The 13,825-nt window shown below is 64.4% G+C and carries 14 protein-coding genes; 9 read left to right on the top strand and 5 right to left on the bottom strand.

Annotation, left to right across the window (positions count from 1 at the left end; genetic code table 11):
* Positions 1-25 precede the first annotated feature (25 nt).
* Positions 26-1,882, top strand: coding sequence for a diguanylate cyclase domain-containing protein (locus tag OSH12_RS07405; protein ID WP_266342886.1), 1,857 nt, complete (start codon positions 26-28; stop codon positions 1,880-1,882).
* On the opposite strand, the gene OSH12_RS07400 is transcribed toward OSH12_RS07405, so the two are convergent.
* A complete protein-coding gene (locus OSH12_RS07400; protein WP_266342885.1) occupies positions 1,841-3,355 on the bottom strand; it encodes a DHA2 family efflux MFS transporter permease subunit in 1,515 nt (504 codons plus the stop codon). The two genes, OSH12_RS07405 and OSH12_RS07400, sit on opposite strands and share 42 nt — an antisense overlap.
* Positions 3,356-3,528: 173 nt before the next feature.
* On the opposite strand from OSH12_RS07400, the gene OSH12_RS07395 reads away from it, so the two are divergent.
* From OSH12_RS07395 to OSH12_RS07375, 5 genes are all read left to right on the top strand, one after another.
* Positions 3,529-4,332 carry a DUF1194 domain-containing protein gene (locus tag OSH12_RS07395; protein WP_266342884.1) on the top strand — a complete coding sequence of 268 codons (804 nt, stop codon included), beginning with the start codon at positions 3,529-3,531 and terminating at the stop codon, positions 4,330-4,332.
* Between the two features lie 77 nt (positions 4,333-4,409).
* Positions 4,410-5,645 (top strand): lytic murein transglycosylase, encoded by a 1,236-nt coding sequence (locus OSH12_RS07390; protein WP_266342883.1) that lies wholly within the window; start codon positions 4,410-4,412, stop codon positions 5,643-5,645.
* Positions 5,646-5,943: 298 nt separating this feature from the next.
* The gene (locus OSH12_RS07385; RefSeq protein WP_266342882.1) at positions 5,944-6,441 is read left to right on the top strand and encodes a YaiI/YqxD family protein; all 498 of its coding nucleotides are present in this window, start codon (positions 5,944-5,946) and stop codon (positions 6,439-6,441) included.
* Positions 6,442-6,622: 181 nt separating this feature from the next.
* Positions 6,623-7,450 (top strand): lytic murein transglycosylase, encoded by an 828-nt coding sequence (locus OSH12_RS07380; RefSeq protein ID WP_266342881.1) that lies wholly within the window; start codon positions 6,623-6,625, stop codon positions 7,448-7,450.
* Between the two features lie 62 nt (positions 7,451-7,512).
* The gene (locus tag OSH12_RS07375; protein WP_266342880.1) at positions 7,513-8,760 is read left to right on the top strand and encodes a BaiN/RdsA family NAD(P)/FAD-dependent oxidoreductase; all 1,248 of its coding nucleotides are present in this window, start codon (positions 7,513-7,515) and stop codon (positions 8,758-8,760) included.
* A gap of 11 nt (positions 8,761-8,771) precedes the next feature.
* Here OSH12_RS07375 and OSH12_RS07370 read toward each other — a convergent pair whose 3' ends face one another.
* The 3 genes from OSH12_RS07370 to OSH12_RS07360 form a co-directional block, all read right to left on the bottom strand.
* A complete protein-coding gene (locus OSH12_RS07370) occupies positions 8,772-9,134 on the bottom strand; it encodes a winged helix-turn-helix domain-containing protein (RefSeq protein ID WP_266342879.1) in 363 nt (120 codons plus the stop codon).
* A gap of 146 nt (positions 9,135-9,280) precedes the next feature.
* Positions 9,281-10,276: an ABC transporter permease gene (locus tag OSH12_RS07365; RefSeq protein WP_266342878.1), complete on the bottom strand. Its 996-nt coding sequence runs from the start codon at positions 10,274-10,276 to the stop codon at positions 9,281-9,283.
* A 31-nt stretch (positions 10,277-10,307) separates the two neighbouring features.
* Entirely contained in the window at positions 10,308-11,048 is a 741-nt protein-coding gene (locus tag OSH12_RS07360) for an ATP-binding cassette domain-containing protein (protein WP_266342877.1), read from the bottom strand.
* Between the two features lie 470 nt (positions 11,049-11,518).
* Between OSH12_RS07360 and OSH12_RS07355 the strand changes: the two genes are divergently transcribed.
* The 3 genes from OSH12_RS07355 (at position 11,519) to OSH12_RS07345 (ending at position 13,374) form a co-directional block, all read left to right on the top strand.
* The gene (locus OSH12_RS07355) at positions 11,519-12,508 is read left to right on the top strand and encodes a substrate-binding domain-containing protein (RefSeq protein ID WP_266342876.1); all 990 of its coding nucleotides are present in this window, start codon (positions 11,519-11,521) and stop codon (positions 12,506-12,508) included.
* 152 nt (positions 12,509-12,660) lie between these two features.
* Positions 12,661-12,918: a hypothetical protein gene (locus OSH12_RS07350; RefSeq protein WP_266342875.1), complete on the top strand. Its 258-nt coding sequence runs from the start codon at positions 12,661-12,663 to the stop codon at positions 12,916-12,918.
* Positions 12,919-13,050: 132 nt separating this feature from the next.
* The gene (locus OSH12_RS07345) at positions 13,051-13,374 is read left to right on the top strand and encodes a GYD domain-containing protein (protein WP_266342874.1); all 324 of its coding nucleotides are present in this window, start codon (positions 13,051-13,053) and stop codon (positions 13,372-13,374) included.
* A 159-nt stretch (positions 13,375-13,533) separates the two neighbouring features.
* On the opposite strand, the gene OSH12_RS07340 is transcribed toward OSH12_RS07345, so the two are convergent.
* A complete protein-coding gene (locus tag OSH12_RS07340) occupies positions 13,534-13,722 on the bottom strand; it encodes a hypothetical protein (RefSeq protein ID WP_266342873.1) in 189 nt (62 codons plus the stop codon).
* Positions 13,723-13,825: the final 103 nt, after the last annotated feature.

Raw genomic sequence — 13,825 nt, 5'->3', positions numbered from 1 at the left:
GACGAACACAACCAGGCCGCGTTCCGTGCAGCGTCTCCTCCTTCCTGTAACCTCGTTCCTGTCCGGTGCCCTGGTCTATGGCATCGCCGGCGTCCTTGGCCTGTGGCTGATGCATGTTGCGGGCAACGTGCCGACATTCTGGCCGGCGAACGGGCTGATGGTGGTGCTGATCCTGACGCTGGGCATCAACCAGATCGGCTTTGCCCTGGCCGGCGCCACCTTTGGCGGCCTTGTCGTGCAGTGGTTCTTGCAGAGCGGTCCGATGGGGCTGGCGCTGACCGCATCGGACCTGACCGAGGTCGCCATTGTCGTCCTTGCCGCCGAACGGCTGCGACTGACCCGCTCCGGCCTGGAAACCGTCTCCAGCATCGTGGCGCTTGTCGGCATTCTTTCCATTGCGACGGCTTTGAGCGCGCTTGGCGCGGCGGCCACACTCGCCTGGTTCCGCGATATCGACTATGCCGAAAGCCTCCTGACGCTCTGGCGCCTGAATGCCGTCAGCGCATTGATCATCCTTGCGCCCTACTTTGCCCTCGTGCGGCCGGGTTGGACGAAACAGCTTCGCGCTGCTTTTCACGACCGCGGCAAGCAGCGCATTCCCGAGTACCTCGCCATCGTCGGCGTGCTCATCAGTTCGGTGCTGATCATGCGAGACGTGAACGTCTCGATGATCAGCTTCTTCACCGTGCCTTTGCTTTCGTGCGCGATCCGCTACGGACCGCCGGCGACCGCCGTGACGGGATCGATCCTGTCGCTTGTCATCATCCTTCTGTTGGTTGCCGGTGAATGGCCGAGCGCCTCCAGCACTCTATCGCTCGGCTCGCAACTGCAACGGATCGAGCTTGCGCTGAGCTTCAACACCATTCCGCCGCTGTTCGTCGCCGCCGCCGTCGCCGGGCTGCAGCGGGCGGCGCGCGAGTTGAAGCAGAGCCAGCAGAGGCTGCGTTATGCGCTCGCGGGTTCTGGCGAGGGCGTCTGGGATTGGTGCATCGCCAACAACCAGACCTATTTCAGCGACAGCTGGTATGCCATTCTCGGCTACCAGCGCCACGAACTGGAAGAGACGGTCGCCACCTGGGATCTACTGCGCCATCCCGACGATACGGCGGAGAACCGGCGGCGGATCCAGGACCATCTGGAAGGTCGCACGCCCCGCTACAGCGTCGAGCAGCGCTTCCGCCACAAGAACGGCCACTGGATCTGGGTTCTGGATCGCGGCAGCGTCGTCGAGTTCGATGCCGATGGACGCCCCTATCGCGCTGTCGGCACATTGCAGGACATCTCGCGCCGCCGCGCCCGCCAGGACGAACTGGACCGTCGCGCCCATCACGACCCGCTGACCGGTCTCGCCAACCGCGCGGCGTTAAGTGACAGCTTCGAAAAGTGGAGCGCGGAGGGGCGCAGCTTCTGCTTCTTGCTGATCGATCTCGACGATTTCAAGCCTATCAACGATCGCTTCGGCCACCAGTTTGGCGACCATGCCCTGCTGGCCATCGCCGATCGCATCCGCGCCTGCCTCGGCAAGGATGACGTTGCCGCCCGCATCGGCGGCGACGAATTCGCGCTGCTGATCCAGGCGCCAGATGCCGATGCCGAGATCGCAGCCAAGCGCCTGATCGAACGCATCTCCGAACCCATCGGCTTTGCCGAGTCCGTCGTCACGACCGGGGCCAGCATCGGCATCGCTCGGGTGACGGACGGCGCTCCCGACTTCGAAAGCACCTATCGCCTGACCGACATTGCACTCTACGACGCCAAAGCCGCCGGCGGCTCCACCTACCGCAAGGCCGATGCGACGACTTATACCGACCGCGGTCGCCCCCAGATCCAGGCGCCCGCCTCAGCCCTTCCTGCCCTCACCGGTGAAGGTCCAGCCGACTAGACCGCTCGCGATGGCAAGCACGCCGCAGACAATCGTCACGGCTGAAAAGCCCGCAATCGTCGCCTGAGCCCAAAGCCCTTCCATCGATACAGCGTCCATTCCGACGACCGCGCCGAGATTGCCGCCGAAACCTGCCGCGCGAACCATGGCGGCCGCTTCAGCGCCCGCCTCCGCCAGCACGCGGTCGAAGCCATAGGTGACCGCGATGCCGAGGCTTGCCACGGCGACGAGGCCGGCGACCCGCGCCACGGCATTGTTGATGCCCGACGCCGCGCCTCGCCGCTCATCCGGTGCCGCGTTCATCACTGCCGTCGACAGCGGCGCAACCGTAATGCCCATGCCGAGCCCCATCAGCAGCATGGTCGGCATCAGCGCCACCCAGAAGCCGCCATGCGCGACCGCAGGTGACAGCAGCAGGAAGCTGATGCCGGTCAGGATCGGGCCGACGGTCAGACAGGGCCGAACGCCGAACTGATCGGCCAATCCGCCGCCGAAACGCGACAGCACGGCCATGACGATGACAAACGGCAGAAACACGGACCCGGCCAGAGCGGCGGGATAATGGTGCGCCTGGATCAGCGCCGTCGGCAGGAAGAACAACGCGCCGGCCAGCGCGAAATAGAGAAGCAATGTCAGCACGTTGACACCGGAGAACATCCTGTTGGCAAACAGGCCGAGCGGCATCATCGGCGCGGGCGACATTGCCTCCCACAGCACGAAGACGACGAGAACCGCCGCGCCCGCCAGCGCCAGCCCGACGGCCAGATCGAACCGGAATCCGCCCGACGAGCCCATTTCGGTCAGGCCATAGGCAAGCACTCCGAGCCCGATGACGGCGAACGCGCCGCCGAGCCAGTCCATCCGCACGGACGTCCGACTTGCGTCCGCTGGAACCTTTGCCCGGCAAAGCAGCCAGGCGACGATCGCAATCGGCACGTTCATCAGGAACAGCGCCCGCCAGGATCCCAGATCGACCAGCGCGCCGCCGAGGATCGGCCCGATCGCCGGCGCGATCGACGAGGCGGCGGCCCAGGTACCGATGGCCCTGCCCCTTGCCTCCGCCGGATAATGCGCCGTGATCAGAGCAAGCGAACCCGGCACCATCAGCGCTCCGCCGACGCCCTGAATGGCGCGGGCGATGATCAGGCTCTCCGGTGACCAGGCCAGGCCGCAGGCGGCCGAAGCGAGCCCGAACAGCGCGATTCCGATCATGAAGACACGGCGTAGGCCATAGGCGTCGCCTGCGGCGCCGCCGAGCAGGGTGAAGGCGGCAAGCGTCAGCGTATAGGCGTTGGAGGTCCATTGCGCCTCGCCAAAACTCGCCCCGAGATTGGCGCGGATCGCCGGCAATCCGACCGTGATGATCGAACCGTCCATGAAGGCCATGCCCGAGGCCAGGATGGTCGCCAGCAGGACATAGAACTGGCGATTGGCGACGGGCTTGTCTGCGATGAACATGCGCTCTTCGGTCAAGGCGGCCTCCCCCGCGTTCGACAGCGTCGAATGGCGCCGAGAATAGCAGGACGCGGGGGTTCATGCCGGGGAATTGATCCGGCTTCGCCTGCTGGATGTCTCTCCCTCCCTTGTGGCGAAGCAATGATGCCCTAGGGTGTAGTTCGATGAGAAACTACCGATCGAGGGGCGTCATGAGGCTTCCCGGAATACTCATCGCAACCCTTCTGATGGCCGCGAGCGTTCCATGCGCCGCCGCCCAGGAGACATCCGTCGACCTCGAGCTTGTCCTGGCGGTCGATGTTTCGCGCTCGATGGACACCGATGAACAGGCGCTGCAGCGGCAGGGCTATGTTTCCGCCCTGCAGCACCCAGATGTGATTGCCGCCATACAGTCCGGACCGCTTGGCCGCATCGCCATCAGCTATTTCGAGTGGTCGGGCGAAGGATCGCAAAGCATCGTCGTGCCCTGGACCCTCGTCGACGACGCGGAAAGCGCCTATGCGGTCGCATCGCAGATTTCTCCGCGCGTCGTGCTCGGCCGCTATGGCACATCGATCTCCGCCAGCCTCGTCTTCGCGGCCGCGATGTTCGAGAACAACGGCTTCAACGGCGGGCGCCGCACCATCGATATATCTGGCGACGGCCCCAACAACATGGGGCCGCCCGTGGCGTTGGCCCGCAACGCGGTTGTCGCGCGCGGCATCACCATCAATGGCCTGGCCATCATCCTGAAGCCGCCAACCGAGGGATTGCGATCCAGCGCGTTCGATATCGACAATCTCGACGCCTACTATCGCGATTGTGTCGTGGGAGGCGCCGGAGCCTTCGCCCTGGCTGTCTATGACGTCGACCAGTTCGAGATCTCGATCCGCCGCAAGCTGGTGACCGAGATCGCCGGACAAACGCAGCCGATCCTGCGCGTTGCCGACCAGAAATCCGTTCCGAACGCCGATTGCCTGTCGGGCGAGGCGGGCGGCACCCGGTATCCGCGCTGACCGTTCGAGGTTGCGCCGGCGGCTCGGCTTCGCCAAGGTGACGGCGACGTCCCATCCACGGCCAGGTGACCGATCCCGTGCGCATTCTGCTCTGCCTCTGCCTGCTCCTCTTCGCCGCCTCGCCGGCTTTTGCCCAAACCGCCAACCAGGCCCGCGTGGAAAAGCAGTTCCAGAGCTGGCTGGCGACGACGGTGCGCGCCGATGCGCAGAAGCGCGGCATTTCGCGACAGACGCTGGACGCCGCGTTTGGCGGACTGACGCTCGACTGGTCGCTGCCGGACCTCGCCCCGCCCGGAGCGCCAAAGAAGCGCGAGGAGCCGCAGCGCCAGGCCGAATTCTCAGGCCCCGCCCGCTATTTCAACGAGGCGAAGGTTGCCGGCCTTGCCAATAGCGGCCGTACGCTGATGGCGAAATGGTCGAAGACGCTGGCCAAGATCGAGAAGACCTACGGCGTCCCCGCCTCGATCGTTGTGGCGATCTGGGGTCGCGAATCCGGCTATGGCGCCGCCAAGATGCCTTATCCGGCGGTCCGGGCTTTGGCTACAGAGGCCTTCATGGGCGCGCGCAAGGCAAACTTCTATCCCGAATTCCTCGCCGCGCTGCAGATCGTCGACGACGACCATATCGGCCTGAACGAGATGCGCTCTTCTTGGGCCGGCGCGCTCGGCCAGCCGCAGTTCCTGCCGTCGAAATATCTGACGCTGGCGGTCGATTTCGACGGCGACGGCAAGCGCGATATCTGGAACTCGGTCCCCGACAGCCTCGCCTCGATTGCCAATTATCTGCGCCAGAACGGCTGGCAGCCTGGGGTCGGCTGGGGCGTGGAGGTCGAGGTGCCGGAAAGCGTTTCCTGTCGCCTCGAAGGTCCGGAACAGGGCAAGCCGCTCGCCGCCTGGCAGGCCATGGGCGTGCGCCCCGTCGGCGGCGGCAAGCTCGCCGGCCGCACTCCGGACCGCATCGGCCATCTGCTGATGCCGGCCGGTCGTCACGGCCCGGCGTTCATCGTCTCGGGGAATTTCTACGTCCTGAAGACCTACAACGAGTCCGATCTCTATGCGCTGTTCATCGGCCACCTGGCCGATCGGCTGCGCGGCGCCGGCCCGATCGCCAATGCCTGGGGCGATGTCGGCGGCTTCACCCGCTCCGATGTCCGCGCCATGCAGCAACGGCTGGAGAAGCGCGGCGTCGATGTCGGCTCGGCCGACGGCCTGGTCGGTTTCAAATCGCGCATCGCCATCGGCGCCTGGGAAGAAGCGAACGGTCGCTCCGCCACCTGCTTCCCCGATGCCGGCATGCTTCGCTCGATCCGCTAAGCCGGCGGCGGCCGGGTGGGGATGGTGCAAAAACAGCGCGCCGCTACGGAAGCGTCTCGTCAGCCCTTACGAATCGCCCTGAAACGCGCTACGTTAACCATGTCATCAACAATTCGAAAGGAGGTGGTCTAGTGTCTCATTGTCGTTCACCGCGTGCGTCGGTTCCAATGGTCCGGATCTCTCTCTTTGCAGAGGTTTGCGCCGCTTGACCGGCTTTCCTCCGGCCTCATGCCGGAGCGCGGTCTGACAATGGAAGGGTCGCCCGGGCGGGCGGCCCTTCTGCCTTTTTGAGTATCGAATGTCTGTTTCCAATCCGAATCCTCCCCAAGAGCCCCGCCCCATCGAGATCTATGTCGATGCCGACGCCTGTCCGGTGAAGGCCGAGATCTACAAGGTGGCCGAGCGGCATGGCCTCAAGGTGCATGTCGTCGCCAACACGCCGATCAGCATCCCGCGCGAACCCTGGATCGAGCGCGTCGTCGTGCCGAGCGGTCTGAACATCGCCGATGACTGGATTGCCGAGCGCGTCGGTCGCGGCGACATCGTCATCACGGCGGATATCCCTCTGGCCGACCGCTGCATCAAGGCGGGCGCCGACGTCATCGGCTCGAATGGCAGGCCTTTCACCGAAGCCTCGATCGGCAATGTGCTGGCGACCCGCAACCTGATGGAAGATTTGCGCTCGGCCGGCGCCATCACCGGCGGACCACGCCCCTTCTCGCCGCGTGACCGTTCCGCCTTCCTCTCCGCCCTTGATCTGGCGATCGTCCGGCTGAAGCGGGCAGGCTTCGGCTGAAACCACGTCGTCGGACGCCGACAGCACCTTCCAGCGGGCCAAAATGCCGGCAAAGTGTGACCAAGATCACACTGATGCGCCTCCTCAACCGCTAGGTAACCTTCCCTCCGCTAGTGTCGTCTTGCGCGTGCTCGCGAAGCCCGCATAGTTAACGGCCGTTCCGACTAGACAAAGGCTTATTATGAAGACCTCGAAGCTCCGCCTGTCCGCCCTGGTTCTCACCGTCGCGCTCGCAGCTGGTCTGGGACGGGCCGAAGCTGCGACCTGCGGCAACAATCCGGCGCAGTTTGGCGCCTGGTTGACCGAATTCAAGGCCGAGGCCGTTTCGGCCGGCATCTCGCGCTCCGTCGTCGATCAGGCGCTTTCGGGCGTCACTTATGACCCGCGGGTCATGAAGCTCGATCGCAACCAGAAGCATTTCAGCCAGCCCTTCGAAGTCTACGCGAAGCGCGTCGTCTCGCCCGGCCGCGTCGCCAAGGGCAAGAAGCTGATGCAGCAGTACAAGAGCACGCTCGACCGGATCGAGAAGCAGTTCGGCGTCCCCGCGCCGATCCTGATCGCAATCTGGGGCATGGAGACCGATTTCGGCGCCGGTAGCGGCAACATGTCGACGATCCGCTCGCTCGCCACCCTCGCCTTCGACTGCCGCCGCGGCGAATTCTTCGAGAATCAATTGATGGCCGCCCTGAAGATCGTCCAGCGCGGCGACCTGACGCCGGCGCAGATGAAGGGCGGCTGGGCCGGTGAAATTGGCCAGACCCAGTTCCTGCCGACATCCTATGTCCGCTTCGCCGTCGACTTCGACCGCAATGGCCATGCCGATCTGCGCAACAGCCCGATCGACGTACTCGCCTCCACCGCCAATTACCTGAAGGGTTATGGCTGGCAGCGCGGCGGCAGCTGGGAGGAAGGCTCGCACAATTTCGGCGTCCTGCGCGAGTGGAACAAGGCCGGCGTCTACGCCAAGAGCGCGGCCCTCTTCGCCGACAAGCTGGTCGGCAAGCGCTAAACGCGACCTCGCTTAACCTACCCACTTGCGATCGCCGCGGTTTCGACCGACAAACCGCGGCGATGTCCAATCAAACCTCTCCCCACAAGCCCTCCGTGGCAATCATCGGCGCCGGCCCTGCCGGCCTGATCGCCGCCGAGACGCTCGCCAAGGCCGGTCTCGCCGTCACGGTGCATGACCGCATGCCTTCCGTCGGTCGCAAACTGCTGATGGCAGGGCGCGGCGGCCTCAACCTGACCCATAGCGAACCACTGGAAGCCTTCCTCGGCCGCTACGGCGCGGCATCGGCCAGGCTGCGCCCGCTGATCGAGGCGTTTCCGCCGGAAGCTCTGCGCGCCTGGGCCGAAGAACTCGGAACGCCGACCTTTGTCGGCTCCAGCGGCCGCGTCTTCCCAACTGCCCTGAAAGCCTCGCCGCTGCTGCGCGCCTGGCTGCGCCGGCTCGACAGCCTCGGCGTCCGTTTCGTGCTGCGCGACGACTGGGTGGGATTTGATGCGGAGACGCGGCCGGTTTTCCGCCGCCCCGATGGTGCGAGCGAAACGGTTGCCGCCGAAGCCACGCTGCTGGCGCTTGGCGGCGCAAGCTGGCCGCGCCTCGGCTCCAACGGCGCCTTCGCCGACATTCTCTGGGAAAAGGGCGTCGACATCACGCCACTGCGCCCGGCCAATGGCGGATTTCGCGTCGACTGGTCGGACATCTTCAGGACCCGCTTTGCCGGCCAGCCACTAAAGACCCTCGCCATCGGCTTCGAGGACGCGATGCTTCGTGGCGAGGCGATGGTCACGAGTTACGGGCTTGAAGGCGGCGTCATCTACGCGCTGTCGGCGCCGCTTCGTGACGCCATCGCCCGCGACGGCTCGGCGACGATCCATCTCGATCTCGCCCCCAGCCGCAGCGTTGATGAGCTGGCGACGCGGATCGCGATCCAGAAGCAGAGCCAGTCGCTCTCCAATCAGCTGCGCAAGGCGGTGCATCTCTCGCCGGTGGCGATAAACCTGCTTCGCGAAGGTGGCGGCGGTCCTGCCCTGCCGCGCGACGCGAAAGACCTTGCCGCCCTGATCAAGTCCGTGCCGATCCGCCTGACCGGCACGGAGGGCATCGAACGCGCCATCTCGACGGCGGGCGGCGTGGCCTGGAGCAGCATCGACGACACCATGATGCTGAAGAAGCTGCCGGGCGTCTTCGTCGCCGGCGAAATGATCGACTGGGAAGCGCCAACCGGCGGCTATCTGCTGCAGGCGAGCTTTGCCACCGGTATCGCCGCCGCCAACGGCATTTTGGCACGTCTGGGAACCTCATCGGACGCCTGAGACGTCCGATCTCAATCTTCGCGCATGAGCCCGCGTAATTCCGCGACACCGGCGGCGATGCGGGCGTTTGTCTCGGCTTCCATGGCGCGATAGCGATCGAGTACGAGCCGTCCGGCCGGCGTCAATCGCGCGCTGCCGCCGCCGCCCGTCCCCCCCTTCTCCGTCTCGACCAGCGGATCGCGAAAAGCGGCATTCATCTCGCGCACAAGCCCCCATACGCGTTTCGGACTCATGGTGAGACGCGCGCCGGCGCCCGCCAGCGAGCCGCTTTCGGCGATCGCCTCCAGCAAGTCCGCCTTGCCCGGCCCGAGCGCGAAGCCGGGTTTCAGGACGAGACGGAAGCGGAGGCCTTCGGTCTGATTGGGAAGCTTCATGCTGACTGAGGTTCGCTCGAGATCGGGAGCGCATTCTTGCGTCAGCCGCCGCGAACAGTCGAGGGCGACCTTGTCGCCTGCTCGGGAACCCACTGCCTCAAAGAAAAACCGGGCGCCGCTTCGTCGCGGCGCCCGGGGCGTGAAAATCAGTCCGACTGGCGGAGGCTGCGGATGCGGTCGAAGGCGACCGCGATGACGATGAAGCTGCCGACGAAGGCACCCTGCCAGAAGGTCGAGATGCCCAACAGGATCAGGCTGTTGCGGATCACCTCGATCAGCGCCGCGCCGACCACGGCGCCAAAGGCCGTCCCCACGCCACCGGCAAGATTGGCACCGCCGATGACAGTCGCCGCGATCACGGTCAGTTCCATGCCGGTGCCGAGATTGGTGGTCACGCTGCCGAGCCAGCCGGTCATCAGCACGCCGGCAATGCCCGCCGTCAGCGCCGAGATGACATAGACGCCAACCTTGATGCGCCGGACCGGCACGCCCGTCAGGATCGCCGCATGCTCATTACCGCCGATGGCGAAGATATGCCGACCCCAGCCCGTCCAGCGGAATACGAAGCCGGCGATCAGCGCCATCACGGCAAGCACGATCAGCGGGTTGGCGATGCCGAAGGTGGTGCCGCCGCCGAGTTGCAGCAACAGCGCCTGATCGGGACCGAACTGGTAGACCATCTTGTTGTTGGACAGCACCAGCGCCATGCTTCGGGCGACCGAAAGCATGCCGAGCGTCACCACAAAGGGCGGCATGCCCACATAGGCAATCAGCACTCCGTTGACGACGCCGACGAGGATGGCGGCGATCAGCGCCAGCGCGATGCCGACGGCAAGCGGATAGCCGGCGCTCATCACCAAACCGGTGACGATCGCCGACAGGCAGAGCGTCGAACCGACCGACAGGTCGATGCCGCCCGAGATGATGACGACCGTCATGCCGATGGCGACAATGCCGACAAAAGCAAAATTGCGCGTCACGTTGAAGAGATTGTTCCTCGTCGCGAACGTATCGGTCAGGAATGACAGCGCGATACAGGCCAACAACGCCGCGAGAAAGACCCAGAAAGTCTGGCGCGACAGCAGCCAGCTCAACGTGCTGTGCGTCTGGCGATTGATGGTGTCGTCGAGCGAAACAGCCATTTTCGTAACTCCCTCTCAGTTTCGCTCGATGTCAGGCGCGCTCGAGCGCGCCGGTGATCAAGGCCGTCACTTCTTCCGGCGAGCTTTCGGAGATCAGCTTGTCGGCCACCTTGGTGCCACGCCGCAGCACGACGATCTTGTCGCAAACGGAGAACACGTCGGGCATCCGGTGGCTGATCAGGATCACGGCGATGCCCTGGTCGCGCAGCCGGCGGATGAGGTTCAGCACCTCGGCCACCTGGCGCACGCTGATCGCCGCCGTTGGCTCGTCCATCAGCACGATCTTCGAATCGGAAAGCCGGGTCCGAGCGATCGCCACGGCCTGGCGTTGACCACCCGACATCTGCTTGACCAGATCGCGCGGCCGCGTCTCCGACTTCAACTCCTTGAACAGATCAGCGGCGCGCTTGTACATCGTCGCATAATCGAGGATGCGGATCGGACCGAAGCCGCGCTTCAACTCGCGTCCCAGGAAGACATTGGCCGCCGCCGTCAGATTGTTGCAAAGCGCGAGGTCCTGGTAGACGACCTCGATGCCGTTTTCGCGCGCTTCGACCGGCTTGTGGAAATGAACCTCGCGGTCCAGCACCCGCATCGTGCCGTGCGAGGGCGGAAAATTGCCGGCGATGATCTTCACCAGCGTCGACTTTCCGGCGCCATTGTCGCCCATCAGCCCGACGACTTCGCCCGGCTTGATGGTGAGCGAAACGTCGTTCAGGGCCTGAATCGCCCCGAAATGCTTCGATATGCCCTTGAGTTCCAGGACAGTCATCCCGGCGCTCCTCCCTGCCACGCAGGCCGTTGATCGGCCCGTCGTTACCCTCTGTTCCGGTTCGGCACGCCGCCCGGGTCTCGATTTCAACCCTTATGGGCGCGCCCGACCGCCGTCAACTTTAACATCGGACAAATGCACTTCCGATGCCGTTGAGACAGATAAGCTGATTTAACCCCGACGGGAACGAACCTTAGTAAAGCGCTGTACCTTACCACGCCGCGCCATGAAAACGGTGAACCCCGTTACCTTAGTTGCAAAGCACAATATTTACATTGCATTGCGGTATGCCGTGTTTCATAGGATTAATCGGATTGACTTTGTTCGAATTCGGAATTTAGTAGATCCAGCCCGCCGAAGGCAAACATCCGATCGTCCGCAGTTCGTCACCGGGAACACCCGGGACGGGAAGGCGAGACCCGGATCGGGCGGCGGGCGAGCGAATTCTATTGTCTCGGGAGGACAACATCATGAAGAAGACACTGGCGATACTGTCGCTTGCTACCACCTGCCTCGCCCTAACCCTCGGCGCCGCTCGGGCGGAAGACAAGATTCTCGCGATTGTCGTGAAGGGCCTCGACAACCCCTTCTTCGAAGAAATCAACAAGGGCTGCCAGAAGTGGAATGCCGAGAATGCGGGCAAGGGTTACACCTGCCTCTATACCGGCCCCGCCTCCAGCAACGATGAAGCCGGCGAAGTTCAGATCGTCGACGACCTTCTGACGAAGGGCGTCGCAGCCATCGCCATCTCGCCGTCCAACGCGCCGGCCATGGCCAACCTGCTGAAGCAGCGCGCGCCGACCATCCCGGTGATGACGGTTGACGCAGATTTGAACAAGGAAGATGCAGCGCTCCGCAAGGCCTATCTGGGTACCGACAACTACCTGATGGGCGTCAAGATGGGCGAAGAGCTGCAGAAGCATAAGAAGGGCGGCACCGTCTGCCTCCAGCTCGGTAACGTCGCGGCTGCCAACATCGCCGCCCGCGCTGCCGGCGTGCGCGATACCCTCGCAGGCGCCAAGGGCATCGACTCGCTGACCGGACAGAACGGCTGGACCGAGCCGGCAGGTTGCCCGCTGTTCACCAACGACCAGTCCGACCTCGCCAACCAGCAGATGAGCGACACCTTCACCGCCAATCCGAAGCTCGACGCCTTCGTGCTCGTCGGCGGCTGGGCCCAGTTCGCCCCGCAGGCCTATGCGCAGGTCACCGATGGCGTGATGGAGCGCCTGAAGAGCAAGGACCTCGTGATCATCGCTGGCGACACGCTGCCGCCGCAGATCGACGCGCTCAAGGCCGGCCGCAGCCATGCACAGATCGGCCAGCGCCCGTTCGAGATGGGCTACAAGGCTCCGGATGCCATGATCAAGCTGATCAATGGCGAGAAGGTTGACGAGATCCTGTTCACGGGCCTCGACACCTGCCTGCCGGAAAACGCCGACACCTGCCTGGCCAAGTAAAGCCAGCGGCGGTCAGCTCGTCGACCCGATATCCAGCGAAAAGGGGCGTTTCGACGCCCCTTTTCTTTGCCCGGAGCCCGGCAGGCGTGCATCGCCGGACGAGAGGCTCTATATCGGATCGGGGACTGGCTTCCAGACGAGGATATCTGACAATGCGCCGTACGATCCTGGCACTTTCACTTCTTCTTGTGGCGACGCCGGCCTTTGCCTGCACCCAAGAGGAATTGCAGGCGAAGTCGATCTCGCTCGCGGAACTGGTGAAAGCCATCACCGCCAAGGATCCGGCGAAAGCCGCCGATTGGCGCCAGCGCCAGGTCGAGGTCGACCGGGTCGCTGAACGCACCACCAGTTTTGACGAAATCTGCGCCGCCTATGACAAGGCAATCGAAGAGGCCAAGGCGCAGCAGTAAAGCTCTCGCGAGCCGCGCCTCGCGACCTTCCCTTACGTCAACAAGAGGTTCACTGTTGGCAACTGCCCCGCCGATCCGCCGGATCCGAGCCGGGCGGCCCGGGTGCTTCAGCGCGCCCGAAGGGAGGACGACATGGCCCACTACCTGTTGCAGGTCTCCTATACGACCAGTGCCGTCAAGGCGATGGTCGCCAATCCGCAGAACCGCGAGGATGCGGCCCGCAAGGTCGTCGAATCGATGGGCGGCAAGCTGAATTCCTTCCATTTCGCGCTCGGCGAATTCGACGTCGTCATGATCGCCGAGTTCCCAAGCAATGTGGCGGCAGCATCCGTGGCCATGGCGACGGGCGCGTCAGGCGCCTTGTCGAAATTCCGGACAACGGCGCTGATGACGACAGCCGAGAGCATGGAAGCGATGAGCAAGGCGAAAGCCGGCAGCTATTCGCCACCGTCCTGACGGGATCTCCGGCACTTCACCGCCAAATCCATGGTCGGAACCGAGACTTGCAATTCGCGGCTTCCGTGACGGATTCGCGCTGAAAAAGCCAAGGCGCAGGAATGGATCCCGCGCAAAGCGCGGCGAAGGAAGATCCGGCCGGCCTTTTGCCGGCGGTCGTCAGCGCTGCGGGATCCGGATGTGCGACAGCGCCCCATCGAACGCGAACGACACCCCGGAAAGCACGACCGCGCGATGCGAAGCAACGCTGTGATCGGCCCAGATAATCGGACCCGCACCGGCCTTGTTGGCAAGCAGAAAGCCGGCCACGACGACGAGCGCGACAGCTAGTCCAAACTGGAGATTCATCGATACCCCCGTTCTGCTGACTGATTCTAGCACAAGTCACGAGTCGCTGCGACACCCCCTGCCGAAAAGCTCTTGGTCATGCTATGCGGTCGGCCTGGAAGGC

The organism is Kaistia terrae, assembly GCF_026344005.1.
In the GTDB taxonomy this organism is placed as follows: Bacteria; Pseudomonadota; Alphaproteobacteria; order Rhizobiales; family Kaistiaceae; genus Kaistia; species Kaistia terrae.
This window is presented reverse-complemented; position numbering and strand designations above follow the sequence as displayed.

What these genes read in the sequence shown, in the direction of transcription:
- OSH12_RS07395 (WP_266342884.1), top strand. Translation starts at nt 3,529, where the DNA reads ATGAGGCTTCCCGGAATACTCATCGCAACCCTTCTGATGGCCGCGAGC.
- OSH12_RS07385 (WP_266342882.1), top strand. Translation starts at nt 5,944, where the DNA reads ATGTCTGTTTCCAATCCGAATCCTCCCCAAGAGCCCCGCCCCATCGAG.
- OSH12_RS07380 (WP_266342881.1), top strand. Translation starts at nt 6,623, where the DNA reads ATGAAGACCTCGAAGCTCCGCCTGTCCGCCCTGGTTCTCACCGTCGCG.
- OSH12_RS07375 (WP_266342880.1), top strand. Translation starts at nt 7,513, where the DNA reads ATGTCCAATCAAACCTCTCCCCACAAGCCCTCCGTGGCAATCATCGGC.
- OSH12_RS07370 (WP_266342879.1), bottom strand. Translation starts at nt 9,134, where the DNA reads ATGAAGCTTCCCAATCAGACCGAAGGCCTCCGCTTCCGTCTCGTCCTG.
- OSH12_RS07365 (WP_266342878.1), bottom strand. Translation starts at nt 10,276, where the DNA reads ATGGCTGTTTCGCTCGACGACACCATCAATCGCCAGACGCACAGCACG.
- OSH12_RS07360 (WP_266342877.1), bottom strand. Translation starts at nt 11,048, where the DNA reads ATGACTGTCCTGGAACTCAAGGGCATATCGAAGCATTTCGGGGCGATT.
- OSH12_RS07355 (WP_266342876.1), top strand. Translation starts at nt 11,519, where the DNA reads ATGAAGAAGACACTGGCGATACTGTCGCTTGCTACCACCTGCCTCGCC.
- OSH12_RS07350 (WP_266342875.1), top strand. Translation starts at nt 12,661, where the DNA reads ATGCGCCGTACGATCCTGGCACTTTCACTTCTTCTTGTGGCGACGCCG.
- OSH12_RS07345 (WP_266342874.1), top strand. Translation starts at nt 13,051, where the DNA reads ATGGCCCACTACCTGTTGCAGGTCTCCTATACGACCAGTGCCGTCAAG.
- OSH12_RS07340 (WP_266342873.1), bottom strand. Translation starts at nt 13,722, where the DNA reads ATGAATCTCCAGTTTGGACTAGCTGTCGCGCTCGTCGTCGTGGCCGGC.